The 15,208-nt window shown below is 73.3% G+C and carries 9 protein-coding genes; all 9 read right to left on the reverse strand.

The features are described 5' to 3' along the window. Positions 1 to 47: 47 nt before the first annotated feature. Positions 48 to 1,487, reverse strand: a complete 1,440-nt coding sequence (gene obgE / locus IE305_RS07950; RefSeq protein ID WP_190128718.1) for a GTPase ObgE — start codon at positions 1,485 to 1,487, stop codon at positions 48 to 50. A gap of 138 nt (positions 1,488 to 1,625) precedes the next feature. Then, positions 1,626 to 1,880: a 50S ribosomal protein L27 gene (gene rpmA, locus IE305_RS07955; RefSeq protein ID WP_110628143.1), complete on the reverse strand. Its 255-nt coding sequence runs from the start codon at positions 1,878 to 1,880 to the stop codon at positions 1,626 to 1,628. A 21-nt stretch (positions 1,881 to 1,901) separates the two neighbouring features. Beyond that, on the reverse strand, positions 1,902 to 2,222 hold the full coding sequence (rplU, locus tag IE305_RS07960; RefSeq protein ID WP_190128719.1) for a 50S ribosomal protein L21: 321 nt from the start codon (positions 2,220 to 2,222) through the stop codon (positions 1,902 to 1,904). Positions 2,223 to 2,499: 277 nt separating this feature from the next. Beyond that, positions 2,500 to 6,963, reverse strand: coding sequence for an Rne/Rng family ribonuclease (locus IE305_RS07965; RefSeq protein WP_190128720.1), 4,464 nt, complete (start codon positions 6,961 to 6,963; stop codon positions 2,500 to 2,502). Between the two features lie 223 nt (positions 6,964 to 7,186). Further along, entirely contained in the window at positions 7,187 to 7,966 is a 780-nt protein-coding gene (locus IE305_RS07970; RefSeq protein ID WP_190128721.1) for a TIGR03936 family radical SAM-associated protein, read from the reverse strand. A 214-nt stretch (positions 7,967 to 8,180) separates the two neighbouring features. Further along, on the reverse strand, positions 8,181 to 10,106 hold the full coding sequence (locus IE305_RS07975; protein WP_190128722.1) for a TIGR03960 family B12-binding radical SAM protein: 1,926 nt from the start codon (positions 10,104 to 10,106) through the stop codon (positions 8,181 to 8,183). Between the two features lie 76 nt (positions 10,107 to 10,182). Beyond that, positions 10,183 to 11,715: a CYTH and CHAD domain-containing protein gene (locus IE305_RS07980; protein WP_190128723.1), complete on the reverse strand. Its 1,533-nt coding sequence runs from the start codon at positions 11,713 to 11,715 to the stop codon at positions 10,183 to 10,185. 53 nt (positions 11,716 to 11,768) lie between these two features. Continuing rightward, entirely contained in the window at positions 11,769 to 12,968 is a 1,200-nt protein-coding gene (gene rodA, locus IE305_RS07985) for a rod shape-determining protein RodA (RefSeq protein WP_190128724.1), read from the reverse strand. Further along, a complete protein-coding gene (gene mrdA / locus IE305_RS07990; RefSeq protein ID WP_190128725.1) occupies positions 12,965 to 15,169 on the reverse strand; it encodes a penicillin-binding protein 2 in 2,205 nt (734 codons plus the stop codon). Before mrdA ends, rodA begins: the two co-directional genes overlap by 4 nt. Positions 15,170 to 15,208 lie beyond the last annotated feature (39 nt).

Here is a 15,208-nt window from a genome sequence, read left to right on the forward strand (position 1 = left end):
CCCGGGACGTACGTCCCGGGCCCCGCCCCTTTGGCATCCCCGCCCGCTTACGCGAACGGGTCGAAGTCCTCGTACTCGCGCGACGCCTCGTCGCGCTCCGCCTCGCGGTCGCGGCGGCGCTGGGCCGCCGGACGCGGGGCCTCCAGGCGGTGGTCCTCACCGCGGCGGCCCAGCATCTCCGCACCGGCCGCCATCGACGGCTCCCAGTCGAAGACCACGGCGTTGTCCTCGGGGCCGATGGCCACGCCGTCGCCCGCCCGGGCACCGGCCTTCATCAGCTCGTCCTCGACGCCGAGGCGGTTGAGGCGGTCCGCCAGGTAGCCGACGGCCTCGTCGTTGTTGAAGTCCGTCTGGCGCACCCAGCGCTCCGGCTTCTCACCGCGGACGCGGTAGAAGCCCTCGTCCTCGCGGGTGACGGTGAAGCCGGCGTCGTCCACGGCCTTGGGCCGGATGACGATGCGGGTGGCCTCCTCCTTCGGCCGCGCGGCGCGCGCCGCGGCGACGATCTCGGCCAGCGCGAAGGACAGCTCCTTCAGGCCGTGCCGGGAGACGGCCGACACCTCGAAGACGCGGTAGCCGCGCGCCTCCAGGTCGGGACGGATCATGTCGGCCAGGTCCTGGCCGTCGGGGATGTCGACCTTGTTGAGGACGACCACGCGGGGCCGGTTCTCCAGGCCGCCGTACTCCGTCAGCTCGGCCTCGATGACGTCGAGGTCGGTCACCGGGTCGCGGTCGGACTCCAGCGTGGCGGTGTCCAGCACGTGCACCAGCACCGAGCAGCGCTCGACGTGCCGCAGGAACTCCAGGCCCAGGCCCTTGCCCTGGCTGGCGCCGGGGATGAGGCCGGGGACGTCGGCGATGGTGTAGACGGTCGCGCCGGCGGTCACCACGCCCAGGTTGGGCACGAGGGTGGTGAAGGGGTAGTCGGCGATCTTCGGCTTGGCCGCGGAGAGCACCGAGATCAGCGAGGACTTGCCGGCCGACGGGTAGCCCACCAGGGCCACGTCGGCGACGGTCTTGAGCTCCAGGACGATGTCCTGGGTCTGCCCCGGCTCGCCCAGCAGCGCGAAGCCCGGCGCCTTGCGGCGCGCGGAGGCCAGCGCGGCGTTGCCGAGACCGCCGCGGCCGCCCTGCGCGGCGACGTACGTGGTGCCCTCGCCGACCAGGTCGGCCAGGACGTTGCCCCGCTTGTCCAGCACCACGGTGCCGTCCGGCACGGGCAGCACCAGGTCCGTGCCGTCCTTGCCGGAGCGGTGGCCGCCCTCGCCGGGCTTGCCGTTGGTGGCCTTGCGGTGGGGGCTGTGGTGGTACTCGAGCAGGGTGGTGACGGACTGGTCGACGACCAGGGTCACGTCACCGCCACGGCCGCCGTTGCCGCCGTCCGGGCCGCCGAGCGGCTTGAACTTCTCACGGTGGACGGAGGCACAGCCGTGGCCTCCGTTACCCGCGGCGACATGCAGCTCGACGCGGTCCACGAAGGTGGTCATAGCGGTGTGCCTCCAGAGGTGAGGGGAATTGTCAGTGGTGTAACGCGGCGAGGGCGGCCCCGCTTCCCCGCAGGGAAGGGAGGTCCGCCCTCGTGTGTCGCTGTCGCTCTACAGCGCCATGATCAGCAGGAACGCAGATCAGGCAACCGGAACGATGTTGACGACCTTGCGGCCACGGTGGGTGCCGAACTGCACCGCACCGGCCTGCAGCGCGAACAGGGTGTCGTCGCCACCGCGACCGACACCGGCACCCGGGTGGAAGTGGGTGCCGCGCTGACGGACCAGGATCTCACCGGCGTTGACGACCTGACCGCCGAAGCGCTTCACGCCGAGCCGCTGAGCGTTGGAGTCGCGACCGTTCCGGGTGGACGATGCGCCCTTCTTGTGTGCCATGGAGTCTCAGTCCCCTCTAAGTTACTTGGCAGCCGACGGGATGGCGGTGATCTTCAGCGCCGTGTACTGCTGGCGGTGACCGATCCGCTTGCGGTAGCCGGTCTTGTTCTTGTACTTCAGGATGTCGATCTTGGCACCCTTGTGGTGGTCCACGATCTCGGCCTGGACCTTGATGCCCGCCAGGACCCACGGGTCGCTGGTGACCGCGTCACCGTCGACGACGAGCAGCGTCGAGAGCTCGACCTGGTCGCCCACCTTGCCGTCGGAAATCTTGTCAACCTCGACGATGTCGCCGACAGCCACCTTGTGCTGACGACCGCCGCTACGCACAACTGCGTACACGCGGATCTCACTCTCTCGCTAGTAACGGGACCTCTGACGCCAGCCGCTCGCACGGCCCAGAAGGGCCATGACTGTCCGGACGGACGAGCGGCCTCCCCCGGCGTAACCGGGGGGTGTTTGCTCAGACGGTTGACGTCGTACAGACGCCGACCGTCAAGGTTACGGGCCCTTGACCAGGGGGTCAAACCGGGCCCTTCACCGGGGCGCCGGGACGGCCGTACGGGTCGTTCCCGATCCGTACGGCCGCCCCGGCGCTACGTGTCGCGGGCGGTGCCGCTCAGTCCTCGGAGGAGGACTCGGCGGCCGGGGCCGCCTTCTTCGCCGCCTTCTTGGCCGCCGTCTTCTTCGTGGCGGCCTTCTTTGCGGTGCCAGCCGTGGCGGCCTTCTTGGCGGTCGTCTTCGCCGCGGTCTTCTTGGCCGCCGCCTTCTTCGTGGTGGCCTTCTTGGCCGCCGTCTTGGTGGCGGCCTTCTTGGCGGTCTTGCGCGCCGTCTTCTTGGCCGGGGCCGCCTCCTCGGCGGCCTCGCCCTCGACGGCGGGCTCCACGACGGGCTCCTCCGCCGGCGTCATGACCTCGACGTCGGCCTCGGCCACCACCACGGGCTCCTCCGCCGGCGCCTCGGCCCTGGCCGGGGCGCTGACGACCACCACGGCCGCCTCGGCGTCCGCGGGCGAGCCCGCGGGGGCGGACACCCGGCGGGTGACACGGCGGCGCGCACGGGCCGGCGCAGCCGGCTCGGGGGCGGCCTCGGGCGTCACCTCGGGCTCGGCGACCGGCTCGGGAGCGGCCTCCGGCTCCGGCGCGGCCTCCACCACGGGCTCCGGCACGGCCACCGGCTCCGGCTCGGGGGCCGTCTCCGGCTCCGCGGCCTTCGGCGCACCCGCCGGGGCCGTGGCCTTACGGGTCGCCCGGCGCCGCGTACGGCCGCGCCTGGCGGCCGCCTCGGCCTCCGCCGGGCTGCCGAACCACTCCTCCTCGGCGGGCTCCGTCACGGGCTCGGCCTCCGCCGGCGCCTCGGTGACGGCCTCCACGACGACGGACGGCTCCACGGCCGGCTCGACCACGGACTGCTCCGGCGCGGCCTCGGCCGCCGCCTTGCCCCGCTTCCGGGCGCGCTTGCCGCCGCCACCGCCGCCGCCCGTGGCGGACGGCTGGTCCATGTGGACGATCAGGCCGCGGCCGTTGCAGTGCACGCACTGCTCGGAGAACGACTCCAGCAGGCCTTGGCCGACCCGCTTGCGGGTCATCTGGACCAGGCCCAGCGACGTCACCTCGGCGACCTGGTGCTTCGTACGGTCCCGGCCCAGGCACTCCAGCAGGCGCCGCAGCACCAGGTCCCGGTTGGACTCCAGCACCATGTCGATGAAGTCGATCACGATGATGCCGCCGAGGTCGCGCAGCCGCAGCTGGCGCACGATCTCCTCGGCCGCCTCCAGGTTGTTCCTGGTGACCGTCTCCTCCAGGTTGCCGCCCTGGCCGGTGAACTTGCCGGTGTTGACGTCGATGACGACCATCGCCTCGGTCCGGTCGATCACCAGCGAGCCGCCGCTCGGCAGCCAGACCTTGCGGTCCAGCGCCTTCATCAGCTGCTCGTCGATCCGGTACGTGGCGAACACGTCGACGTCCGACGTCCACCGCTGGAGCCGGTCCACCAGGTCCGGGGCGACGTGCGACACGTAGCCGTGGACGGTCTCCCAGGCCGTGTCACCACTGACGATGACCTTCGAGAAGTCCTCGTTGAAGATGTCGCGCACGACCCGGACGGTCATGTCCGGCTCGCCGTACAGCAGGCTCGGCGCGTTGGCGCTCTTCGCCTTCTTCTGAATCTCCTCCCACTGCGCCTGGAGGCGCTCCACGTCACGGCGCAGCTCGTCCTCGCTGGCGCCCTCCGCGGCGGTACGGACGATGACGCCCGCGTCCTCGGGGACGATCCGCTTGAGGATCTGCTTCAGGCGCGCGCGCTCGGTGTCGGGCAGCTTGCGGCTGATGCCGGTCATCGAGCCCTCGGGCACGTACACCAGGTAGCGGCCGGGCAGCGAGACCTGGCTGGTCAGGCGGGCGCCCTTGTGGCCGATCGGGTCCTTGGTGACCTGCACGAGCACGGACTGGCCGGACTTCAGCGCGGTCTCGATGCGGCGCGGGCCGTTGCCCATGCCGAGCGCCTCGAAGTTGACCTCGCCCGCGTACAGGACGGCGTTGCGGCCCTTGCCGATGTCGACGAACGCGGCCTCCATCGACGGCAGCACGTTCTGGACCTTGCCCAGGTAGACGTTGCCGACGTAGCTGGTGGCCTGCTCCTTGTTGACGAAGTGCTCGACGAGGACGTTGTCCTCCAGCACGCCGATCTGGGTGCGGTCGCCGTTCTGGCGGACGACCATCACGCGCTCGACGGCCTCGCGGCGCGCCAGGAACTCCGCCTCGGTGATGATCGGCACCCGGCGGCGGCCCTGCTCGCGGCCCTCGCGGCGGCGCTGCTTCTTGGCCTCCATGCGGGTGGAGCCCTTGATGGACTGCACCTCGTCGAAGCCCGTGCCGCCCTCCAGGCGGGACGCGCGCGGCTCGCGGACCTTCACGACCGTGCGCTCCGGCTCGTCCGCGCCCGGCTCGGTCTCGGCGGCCTCACCGCTGCGGCGGCGCCGGCGACGGCGACGACGGCTGGTGGACGTGCCGCCGGCCTCCTCGGCGCGCTCCTCGGCACCCTCCTCCGCCTCTTCGGCGGCCTCCTCGGCCTCCTCGGCGTACTCGGCCTCGGCCTCCGCCTCGGCCTCGGCGGCCTCCTCGGCGGTCTCGCCACGGCGGCGACGGCGGCCACCACGACGACGGCGGCGCGACGGGCGCTCACCCTGCTCCTCGTCCTCGGCGGCGTAGCCCTCGCCGGCGCCTTCCTCGGCCTCTTCCTCGGCCTCGGCGGTCTCCGGCTCCTCCACCGGTGCGGCGGCCTCGGTCACCACCGGCTCGGCGGGCTCGCCACGGCGACGGCGACGACGACGGCCCGGCCGCTCGGCGGCCTCGGCACGCTCCTCCTCGCGCTCCTCGCGGACCTCCTCGACGGCGGCGGCAGCAGCCGCGGCGGCCGCGGCAGCGGTCTCCGGCGTCTGGAACATCGGCTCGGTGAACACCGGCGCCTGGAACACGGCGGCCGGCGCGGCAGGCGCGCGGCGCTGGGCCTGCGCCTCACCGGAGGGCTCGGCCACGCGGCGGCGCGGACGCTCCTCCTCGCGACGGCGACGGCGGCGAGCCGGCTCCTCGGCGGCGGGCTCCTCGGCGGCGGCCTCGGCCACGGGGGCGGTGGGGGCGGTCACCTCGCGCTCGGCACGGCGACGGCGACGGCCGGCCGGCTTCTCGGCGGGCTCCTCGGCGACGGGCGCGGCGGCTTCCTCGGCGACGGGGGCGGCCGGGGCGGCGACCTCGCGGACGACGCGACGGCGACGGCGACCCGTCTCCTCCGCGGCGACCGGCTCGGCAACGGCCTCGGCGGCGGGCTCGGCGACCGGGGCGGCCACCTCGCGGACGACGCGACGACGGCGGCCGGCCGGCTTCTCGGCGGACTCGGCAGCGGCCTCCTGCGCGGCGGCCGGGGCCTCGGGCGACGTCACACCGCGCACCGCGCGGCGGCGGGCACGGGCGGGGGCGGCGGCCGGGGCCTCCTCGGCGGCCTCCGCAGCGGGGGCGGCGGGGGCGGGCTCGGCGGCGGCCGGTACGACGATCTCGGCGGGCCGGTGCTCGGCGCCGGGCGACGTCACCTCGCGCACGACGCGACGGCGGCGGCGCGCGGGGCCGGCGGGCTCCGCCGGGGTCTCCACGACCTCGGCGGCGGCCTCCTCGGCCTCTTCCTCGCCGGCTTCCTCGTCGGCCTCGACGGCGGGCACGACGACCTCGGCCGGCTCGGCGGCCTCCGGGGACGTCACGCCACGGACGGCACGGCGACGGCCCCGGGCGGGAGCCGCGGCGGGCTCCGCCGGGGTCTCCTCGGCAGCAGTCTCGGCGGCCGTCTCGGCGGTCTCCGCCTCGGGGGACGTCACGGCGCGAACGGCACGGCGACGCGTACGGGCGGCGGGCTTGGCCTCGGCCGCCTCCTCGGCAGGGGCCTCAGCCGGGGCCTCGGCCACGGCCTTACGGGTGGTCCGGCGAGCGCGGGCCGGCTTCTCGGCCGGGGCCTCCTCGGCAACGGACTCGGCAGCGGCCTCGACGGCCGTCTCCGCCTCGGGGGACGTCACGGCGCGAACGGCACGGCGACGCGTACGGGCGGCGGGCTTGGCCTCGGCCGCCTCCTCGGCAGGGGCCTCAGCCGGGGCCTCGGCCACGGCCTTACGGGTGGTCCGGCGGGCCCGGGCCGGCTTCTCGGCCGGGGCCTCCTCGGCAACGGACTCGGCAGCGGTCTCGGCGACCGGGGCGGTCTCCGGGGCGGCGGCCGTCTTGCGCGTGGCGCGGCGGCGCGGACGCGCGGGGGTCTCGGCGGCCTCGGCGGCCTCGCCGGATTCGGTGGCGGCGGGGGCCGTGGCCTTGCGGGTGGTGCGGCGGCGCGGACGCTCCGGCGTCTCGGGCGCGTCGGAGGCCGCGGGTGCGGCCTCGGTGCCGGCACCAGCGGTGCCCGCCTCCGCGGCGGGCGGACCCGCCGGGCGGGACGCCGCACGGCGGCGGCGTCGCGGCGGCAGCGTGTCGCTGGGGCTGTTCTCCGCGTTGTTCCCGTTGGCGGTGGCCTGTGCGGCCCCGGCCTCGATGGGCTCAGTGGGTTCGAGCATGCGGGCGGTTCTCCCGTCACGCTCCCGGGCGCCGCGCCGTGGTCCGGCCCGCCGGTCCGCGTGTAGCGCGGTACCGCCGTCCGGGGCGCGGTCGCCGCACGGGAGCTGTCGTCTCGCTCGCCGGGTCCGATGCTCTGCTCGGCACCGGCGAAAGTCTCCTGGTCAGTGCGCCGGCCGGACCGGGTGGCTCCCAGGTGGCACGGCGGCGCGTCGGCGGCCGTCCTTAACCGGAACCTTCCGGCACCTGCTGCGCGGCAGTCGGCCCGGCGGCAGCGGTTGAAGCGGCCGGGGCGCCGTCGCGGTCGGGCGCGAGCGGATCGGTCACCGTGCCGGTCTCCTCATCGAGCAGCCCCTGCGCCAGCCTGGTCACCGCAGCGGGGACCGGCGGCGCCAGGTCGGCCGTGGCGCGGAGACCGGACAGGACGTCGTCGGGTCGCACGGCAGGTGTCACGTGCCGAACAACCAGCCGCAGTATCGCACAGGCACCGTCGCCCGGCCTATCGGCCGGAGCCGGGAGCGCCTCGAGTCGGCGCACGGCACCCCGCGCGTCGAAGGTGCGCATCCCGTTCTTCGTCAGCCGCTGCACCTCGACGGTCTCGGCGGCCAGGAAGGCCGCCACGGCCTTCTCCGCCTCCGCGACGTCGACGCCCTCCAGCCGCAGCTCCCACACGGAAGCCTCCAGCCGGTCGGCGAACGACGAGGTGCACGCCTCCACCGCGTCGACGACGTCGAGCCCGGCGGGCAGCGACTCGTCGAGCAGCTCCCTCAGCCGGTCCACGTCCCGCCGCTCGGCGAGCTGGATCTCCAGGTACTCGGCCTCACTGCCCGTGCCCGTGGGCGCGGCATTGGCGTACGACACCTTCGGGTGCGGGGTGAAGCCCGCCGAGTACGCCATGGGCACCTCGGCGCGGCGCAGCGCCCGCTCGAAGGCGCGCTGGAAGTCGCGGTGGCTGGTGAACCGGAGGCGGCCGCGCTTGGTGTAGCGCAGTCGAATGCGCTGCACCACAGGTGCGGGCGGCGGGCCTTCGGGCTGTCGCTTGCCCAGTGTTCTGGTTCCTTCGTGAGTATGCGGTCGTACTGCTACCTAGAGTACGTGCCACGAGGGCCCCGCCGACCCGGCGGGACGCCCGCTCGAACAATTTTCCCACTCGCCCCGCGCCCCGGGCGAAGCTCTGAGGCCCCGGCCGTCGCGGACGACGGCCGGGGCCTCACCGCAGTTACTTCTTGACGCTCAGCGGCAGGAGCTTCTTGCCCGTGGGGCCGATCTGGATGCTGGTGTCCATTTGCGGGCACACGCCGCAGTCGAAGCACGGCGTCCAGCGGCAGTCGTCGACCTCGGTCTCGTCGAGGGCGTCCTGCCAGTCCTCCCAGAGCCAGTCCTTGTCCAGGCCCGAGTCCAGGTGGTCCCAGGGCAGGACCTCCTCGTACGTGCGCTCGCGCGTGGTGTACCAGGCGACGTCGACGCCGAACTGCGGGAGCGTCTCCTCGGCGCACTTCATCCAGCGGTCGTAGCTGAAGTGCTCGCGCCAGCCGTCGAAGCGGCCGCCGTCCTCGTAGACGGCGCGGATGACGGCGCCGATGCGGCGGTCGCCGCGGGAGAGGAGGCCCTCGACGATGCCGGGCTTGCCGTCGTGGTAGCGGAAGCCGATGGAGCGGCCGTACTTCTTGTCGCCGCGGATCTTGTCGCGCAGCTTCTCCAGGCGGGCGTCGGTCTCCTCGGCGGAGAGCTGCGGCGCCCACTGGAAGGGGGTGTGCGGCTTCGGCACGAAGCCGCCGATGGAGACGGTGCAGCGGATGTCGTTGGACTTCGACACCTCGCGGCCCTTCTGGATCACCTTGGTGGCCATGTCGGCGATCTGGAGGACGTCGTCGTCGGTCTCGGTCGGCAGGCCGCACATGAAGTACAGCTTCACCTGGCGCCAGCCGTTGCCGTAGGCGGTGGCGACGGTCCGGATGAGGTCCTCCTCCGAGACCATCTTGTTGATGACCTTGCGGATGCGCTCGGAGCCGCCCTCGGGGGCGAACGTCAGGCCGGACCGGCGGCCGTTGCGGGTGAGCTCGTTGGCCAGGTCGATGTTGAACGCGTCGACACGGGTCGAGGGCAGGGACAGACCGATCTTGTCCTCCTCGTACCGGTCGGCCAGGCCCTTGGCGATGTCACCGATCTCGGTGTGGTCGGCGGAGGACAGCGACAGCAGGCCGACCTCCTCGAAGCCGGTCGCCTTCAGGCCCTTCTCGACCATCTCGCCGATGCCGGTGATGCTGCGCTCGCGCACCGGGCGGGTGATCATGCCGGCCTGGCAGAAGCGGCAGCCGCGCGTGCAGCCGCGGAAGATCTCCACGGACATGCGCTCGTGCACCGTCTCGGCGAGCGGGACCAGCGGCTGCTTGGGGTACGGCCACTCGTCGAGGTCCATGACGGTGTGCTTGGACACGCGCCACGGCACGCCGGAGCGGTTCGGCACGACGCGGGCGATGCGGCCGTCGGCCAGGTACTCCACGTCGTAGAAGCGCGGCACGTACACGCCGCCGGTGCGGGCGAGGCGCAGCAGCACCTCGTCACGGCCGCCGGGGCGGCCCTCGGCCTTCCACTCGCGGACGATGCGGGTCATCTCCAGGACGGCCTGCTCGCCGTCGCCGACGACGGCGCAGTCGATGAAGTCCGCGATCGGCTCGGGGTTGAACGCGGCGTGCCCGCCGGCGACCACGATCGGGTGGTCGACGGTGCGGTCCTTGGACTCCAGGGGGATGTCACCCAGCTCCAGCGCCGCGAGCATGTTGGTGTAGCCCAGCTCGGTGGAGAAGGACATGCCGAACAGGTCGAAGGCGCCGACGGGGCGGTGCGAGTCGACCGTGAACTGCGGCACGCCGTGCTTGCGCATCAGCTCCTCGAGGTCCGGCCACACGCTGTACGTGCGCTCGGCGAGGACGCCCTCCTGCTCGTTGAGGACCTCGTAGAGGATCATGACGCCCTGGTTGGGCAGGCCCACCTCGTACGCGTCCGGGTACATCAGGGCCCAGCGGACGTCGCACGCGTCCCAGTCCTTGACGGTGGAGTTCAGCTCGCCGCCGACGTACTGGATGGGCTTCTGCACGTGCGGGAGGAGAGCTTCGAGGCGCGGGAAGACCGACTCGACAGGCATACGGCGGATGTCTCTCATGAGCGGACAGGGGTGACCCTCAAGGGTAACGCGACTCGGACGGCTCCCCGCACGGTGATCACAGAGCCGCCGCGGACACCTTCGCCCAGGCCTCCGGCAGGGCCCGCTCGGCCTCCGCGGCGCGCTGTTCCTCGCGGCCGTAGAGGACGCCGTACGTGAAGGTGGGCTCGCCCGCCGCGGCCGCCAGGGCCGCGAGGCGGCGGAGGGCGTCGCGGGCCAGGACTCCGTCCTGGTGGTCGCCGAGCACGGTCTGGACCTCCTTCAACCGGGCGGCGAGGCGTTTCGCGGGCTTGCCGAGGGCCGGTACGGCCGCCTCGGCGCCGTAGCGGGCGCGCTTGGCCGCCTTGCGGGCGTCGTGCAGGGCGGTGTCCCGGGCCGGGCCGGGGGGCGTGGCCAGGGCGTGTTCGACGCGTACGGCCAGCCGGGCGCAGTCGCGCAGCACCGCCCTGCCCAGCACCTCCCCGGCGGGGCGGCCGGCCGCGCGGCGCAGCGGCGGGTCGGCGAGGAGGGCGTCGAGGGATTCGAGGAGGGCGAGGTAGCGCTTGCCGTCGAGGACGGTGGTGACGTGGCGGCGGGCCCTGGACCGGTCGGTTCCGGCGGAGGTGCGGAGCCGGGCGCGTACGGGGCCGTGGACGAGGGGGCGGGGCAGGGCGGCGACGGCTTCGCGCAGGCGTGCGGTGAGGACTTCGCGGTCGCGTTCGACGCCCAGTTCGGTGGCGAGCCACTGGAGTTCGCGGGCGAGGGGGTCGGTGGCGGCGCGGTCGAGAACCTTGGCGTACGTGCGGAAGGCGCTGCGCAGCCGGCGGGTGGCGACGCGCATCTGGTGGACGGCGTCCTCGGTGCCGCGGCGGGCGCCGGGGTCGTGGGCGGCGAGGGCCTCGGCCTGGCGGCGGAGGTGGGCGAGGACGTGCTCGCCGGCGGTGGCGCCGGGGGCCGGGGCGGGGGCGGGGCCGGCGGGGGTGCCGGTGTCGAGGCCGGTGGTGCGCAGGGCGCGGGCGAGCTTGCTGGGTGCGTCGGAGGGGCGCAGCCCGGCGGCGAGGAGGGCGGGTTCCAGGGCGTCGAGGAAGGCGGGGTCGGCGCCGGGGGCGAGCTCGACCTCGGCCTCGGTCCAGGCGGCGGTGCGGTCGTGCACGTCGAGGCGGGTGGCGGTGACGGTGTCGGTGCTGGCTTCGGCCAGGAGGGTGCCGTCGGCTGCGAGGAGGTGGCGGACGTCGCGGCGGGAGAGGAGCCGCATGAGGGGGACGAGGGCGGCGTCGCGGGTGTGGACGCGGACGAGGGAGGCGAGGGCGCGGGGCACGCGGGCGCCGAGGGGGGCGCGTATTTCGTCGCGTACGCCGGGGGCGACGGGGAGCTTGAGGTGCCAGCCGGCGTCGGAGCCGCCGGTGCGGCGGCGCAGGGTGATGCCGGCGGCGGCCAGGCGGTGGTCGGCGGTGTCGTAGTAGACCGCGTCGAGCTCGACGATGCCCTCGTCGGTGACGGAGGCGATGCCCGCGGCTCCGGTGAGGTCGGGGAGCCGGGCGGCGCCGCCACCGGCGCCCGCGTCCCCCGCGTATTCGTACTTCCGCTCGATCTCGCGCACGGTGTCCGCCATGCTGCCGACCCTAGTGCGCGGGCACGCCCGGGGGCAGGTGATAAAAGCGGCGGCTAGGCCGAGACCGGGCGCTGTGCCTTGATGGACTGGAGCAGCCCGACGGCCATCCACGCCGCGAACATCGACGACCCGCCGTAGGAGACGAAGGGCAGCGGCAGGCCGGTGACGGGCATGATGCCCAGCGTCATGCCGATGTTCTCGAAGCTCTGGAAGGCGAACCAGGCGATGATGCCGGCGGCGACGACGGTGCCGTAGAGCTCGGTGCTCTCGCGGGCGATGCGGCAGGCGCGCCACAGGACGACGCCGAGCAGGAAGATGATGGTGCCGGCGCCGACGAAGCCCAGTTCCTCGCCGGCCACGGTGAAGATGAAGTCGGTCTGCTGTTCGGGCACGAACTGGCCGGTGGTCTGGGAGCCGTGGAAGAGGCCGGAGCCGAGGAGGCCGCCGGAGCCGATGGCGATGCGGGCCTGGTTGGTGTTGTAGCCGACGCCGGACGGGTCGAGGGCGGGGTTGGCGAACGCGGCGAAGCGGTTGATCTGGTACGCGTCGAGCACGCCCAGCTGCCAGACGAGGATGCAGCCCATGACGCCGGCGCCGACCAGCCCGGCGACCCACCGGTTGGAGGCCCCCGAGGCCAGCAGGACGGCCAGCACGATGACCAGCAGCACCATCACGGAGCCCAGGTCGGGCATGAGCAGGATGACGCCGATGGGCAGGGCGGCCAGGCCCAGCGCCTGGACGACGGTGCGGTGGTCGGGGTGGTGCCGGTCGCCGGCGTCGACCTTGCCGGCGAGCAGTATGGCCATGCCCAGCGTGATGGTGATCTTGGTGAATTCGGAGGGCTGGATGGAGAAGCCGCCGCCCAGCTGGATCCACGAGCGGGCGCCGTTGATGGTGGCGCCGAGCGGGGTGAGCACGGCGAGGGTGAACAGCACCGAGATCGCGTAGAGGATGGGCACGGCGCCGCGCAGCGTCCGGTGGCCCACCCAGACCGCGCCCAGGGCGAGGGCGAGGCCGATGCCGGTGTTGAGGAGGTTGCGCAGCAGGAAGTAGTAGGGGTCGCCCTGGTTGAGCTCGGTGCGGTTGCGGGTGGCGGAGTAGACGAGCAGCGTGCCGATGGCGGACAGGGCGAGCGCGGCGAGCAGCATCACCCAGTCCAGGCGGCGCAGGACGGAGTCGCGGGCGGTCAGCCGGGCCCAGGCGCCGCGTTCGGGGCTGAAGCGGCGGACGGGGTAGCCGTCGGTGGCGGTCACCGGGTGTCGTCCTCCCTGCGGGTGGCCGGCGGGGGCGGGGCGGGCTCGGTGGCGTCGGGCGACCCGGACGGCGAGGCGGACCCCGAAGGCGAGCCGGAGGGGCTGGGCGAGGCGATGGGGGACGCCTCGATGGTGCCGTCCTTGGCGATCTTCGGGAGGCCGGTCTCGGGGTGCGGGAGCAGCGCCTTCTTCTCGTCGATGCCGCCCTTGTCGTCCACGCCGTAGAGCGCGTCGTAGATCTTGCGCACGGCGGGGCCGGAGGCGCCGGAGCCGGTGCCGCCCTGGGAGATCGTCATCACGATCGTGTAGTCCGAGGTGTAGGTGGCGAACCAGGAGGTGGTCTGCTTGCCGTAGACCTCGGCGGTACCGGTCTTGGCGTGCATGGGCACCTTGTCCTGCGGCCAGCCGCCGAACCGCCAGGCGGCGGTGCCCTGGGTGGCGACGCCGGCGAGGGCCGCGTCGATCTGGTCGCGGGTGCGCTGGTCGAACGGCAGCCGGCCGTGGGAGGTGGGCTTGATCTCGCGGACGCGCTTGCCGTCGGGGCTGACGACGGCCTTGCCGACGGTGGGGTTGTAGAGGGTGCCGCCGTTGCTGATGGCGGCGTAGATGGTGGCCATCTGGATGGGGGTGACGAGGGTGTCGCCCTGGCCGATGGAGTAGTTCACCGAGTCACCGGCGCGCATCCGCATGCCGGACTCGCAGTTCTCCTTGGCGATCTTCCCGGCGTAGCTGTCGTCGTCGTTGCCCTGCTTGCACCACGCGTCCTTGTTGGCCTCCCAGTAGCGCTTCTTCCACTCGCGGTCGGGGACGCGGCCGCGGACCTCGTTGGGCAGGTCGATGCCGGTGGTCCTGCCGAGGCCGAAGTCGTGGGCGGTCTTGTAGAACCAGTCGGCGGGGTGCTTGGGGTTGTTGCCGCCGTCCTTCTGCCACTGGCGGTAGGCCAGGTCGTAGAAGACGGTGTCGCAGGAGACCTCCAGGGCCTTTCCGAGGTCGATGGGGCCGTAGCCCTTGGACTCGAAGTTCTTGAAGACCTGGTTGCCGATGCTGTACGAGGCGCCGCAGTTGTAGTGGTCGGTGAAGGAGTAGCCGGCGCGGACGGCGGCCGTGGTGGAGATGACCTTGAAGATGGAGCCGGGCGCGGCCTGGCCCTGGATGGCCCGGTTGAGCAGCGGGTAGTCGGAGTCCTTGCCGGTGAGGTCCTTGTAGTCCTTGGCGGAGATGCCGCCCACCCAGACGTTGGGGTCGTAGCTGGGGTTGGAGGCCATCGCCACGACGCGGCCGGTCTTCGACTCCATGACCACGACGGCACCGGAGTCCGCCTTGTAGTTGGTGCCGGTGTTGCGGTCCATCTCCTTGCGGGCGTCCTTCATCGCCTGGTCCAGCTCCCGTTCCGCTATGGCCTGCACACGGGCGTCGATGCTGGTGACGATGTTGGCGCCGGGGACGGCCTTGTCGCTGTCGGCCTTGCCGATGACGCGGCCGAGGTTGTCCACCTCGTAGCGGGTGACGCCGGCCTTGCCGCGCAGCTCGGCGTCGTACTGCCGCTCCAGGCCGGAGCGGCCCACCTGGTCGGAGCGCATCAGCGGGGACGCGGAGTCCTTGGCCTTGGTGATCTCGTCGTCGGTGACGGGCGAGAGGTAGCCGAGGACCTGGGCGGCGTTGGCGCCGCCGGGCTGGGCGTAGCGGCGCACGGCGGTGGGCTCGGCGGTGATGCCGGGGAACTCCTCGGCGCGCTCGCGGATCTGGAGCGCCTGCTGGGTGGTGGCCTCGTCGGTGATGGGGATGGGCTGGTACGGCGAACCGGCCCAGCAGGGCTTGGGGGTCTTGGCGTCGCACAGCCGGACCTTGGCGGCGACGTCCTCGGGCTTGAGGTTGAGGACGCCGGCGAGGCGGTTGAGGACGGACCGGCCCTTGTCCTTCATCCGCATCAGGTCGGTGCGGTTGGCGGAGACGACGAGGCGGGTCTCGTTGTCGGCCAGCGGCACGCCGCGGGCGTCGAGGATGGAGCCGCGGGTGGCGGGCGCGACGACCTGCTGGATGTGGTTGCTGGCGGCCTCGGCGGTGTACTGGTCGCCGTTGCGGATCTGGAGGTACCACAGACGGCCGAAGAGCGTCAGCAGCAGGGAGAACACCAGGATCTGAATGGCGATCAGCCGGATCGTCACCCGCGAGGTCCGGCTCCCGCCGGGCAGACCACTCACCGCTCCTCCTGGTTCGCTTCTCCGCCCGCGCGGCGCAGC

Source organism: Streptomyces mashuensis, assembly GCF_014654785.1.
Classification (GTDB): domain Bacteria; phylum Actinomycetota; class Actinomycetes; order Streptomycetales; family Streptomycetaceae; genus Streptomyces; species Streptomyces mashuensis.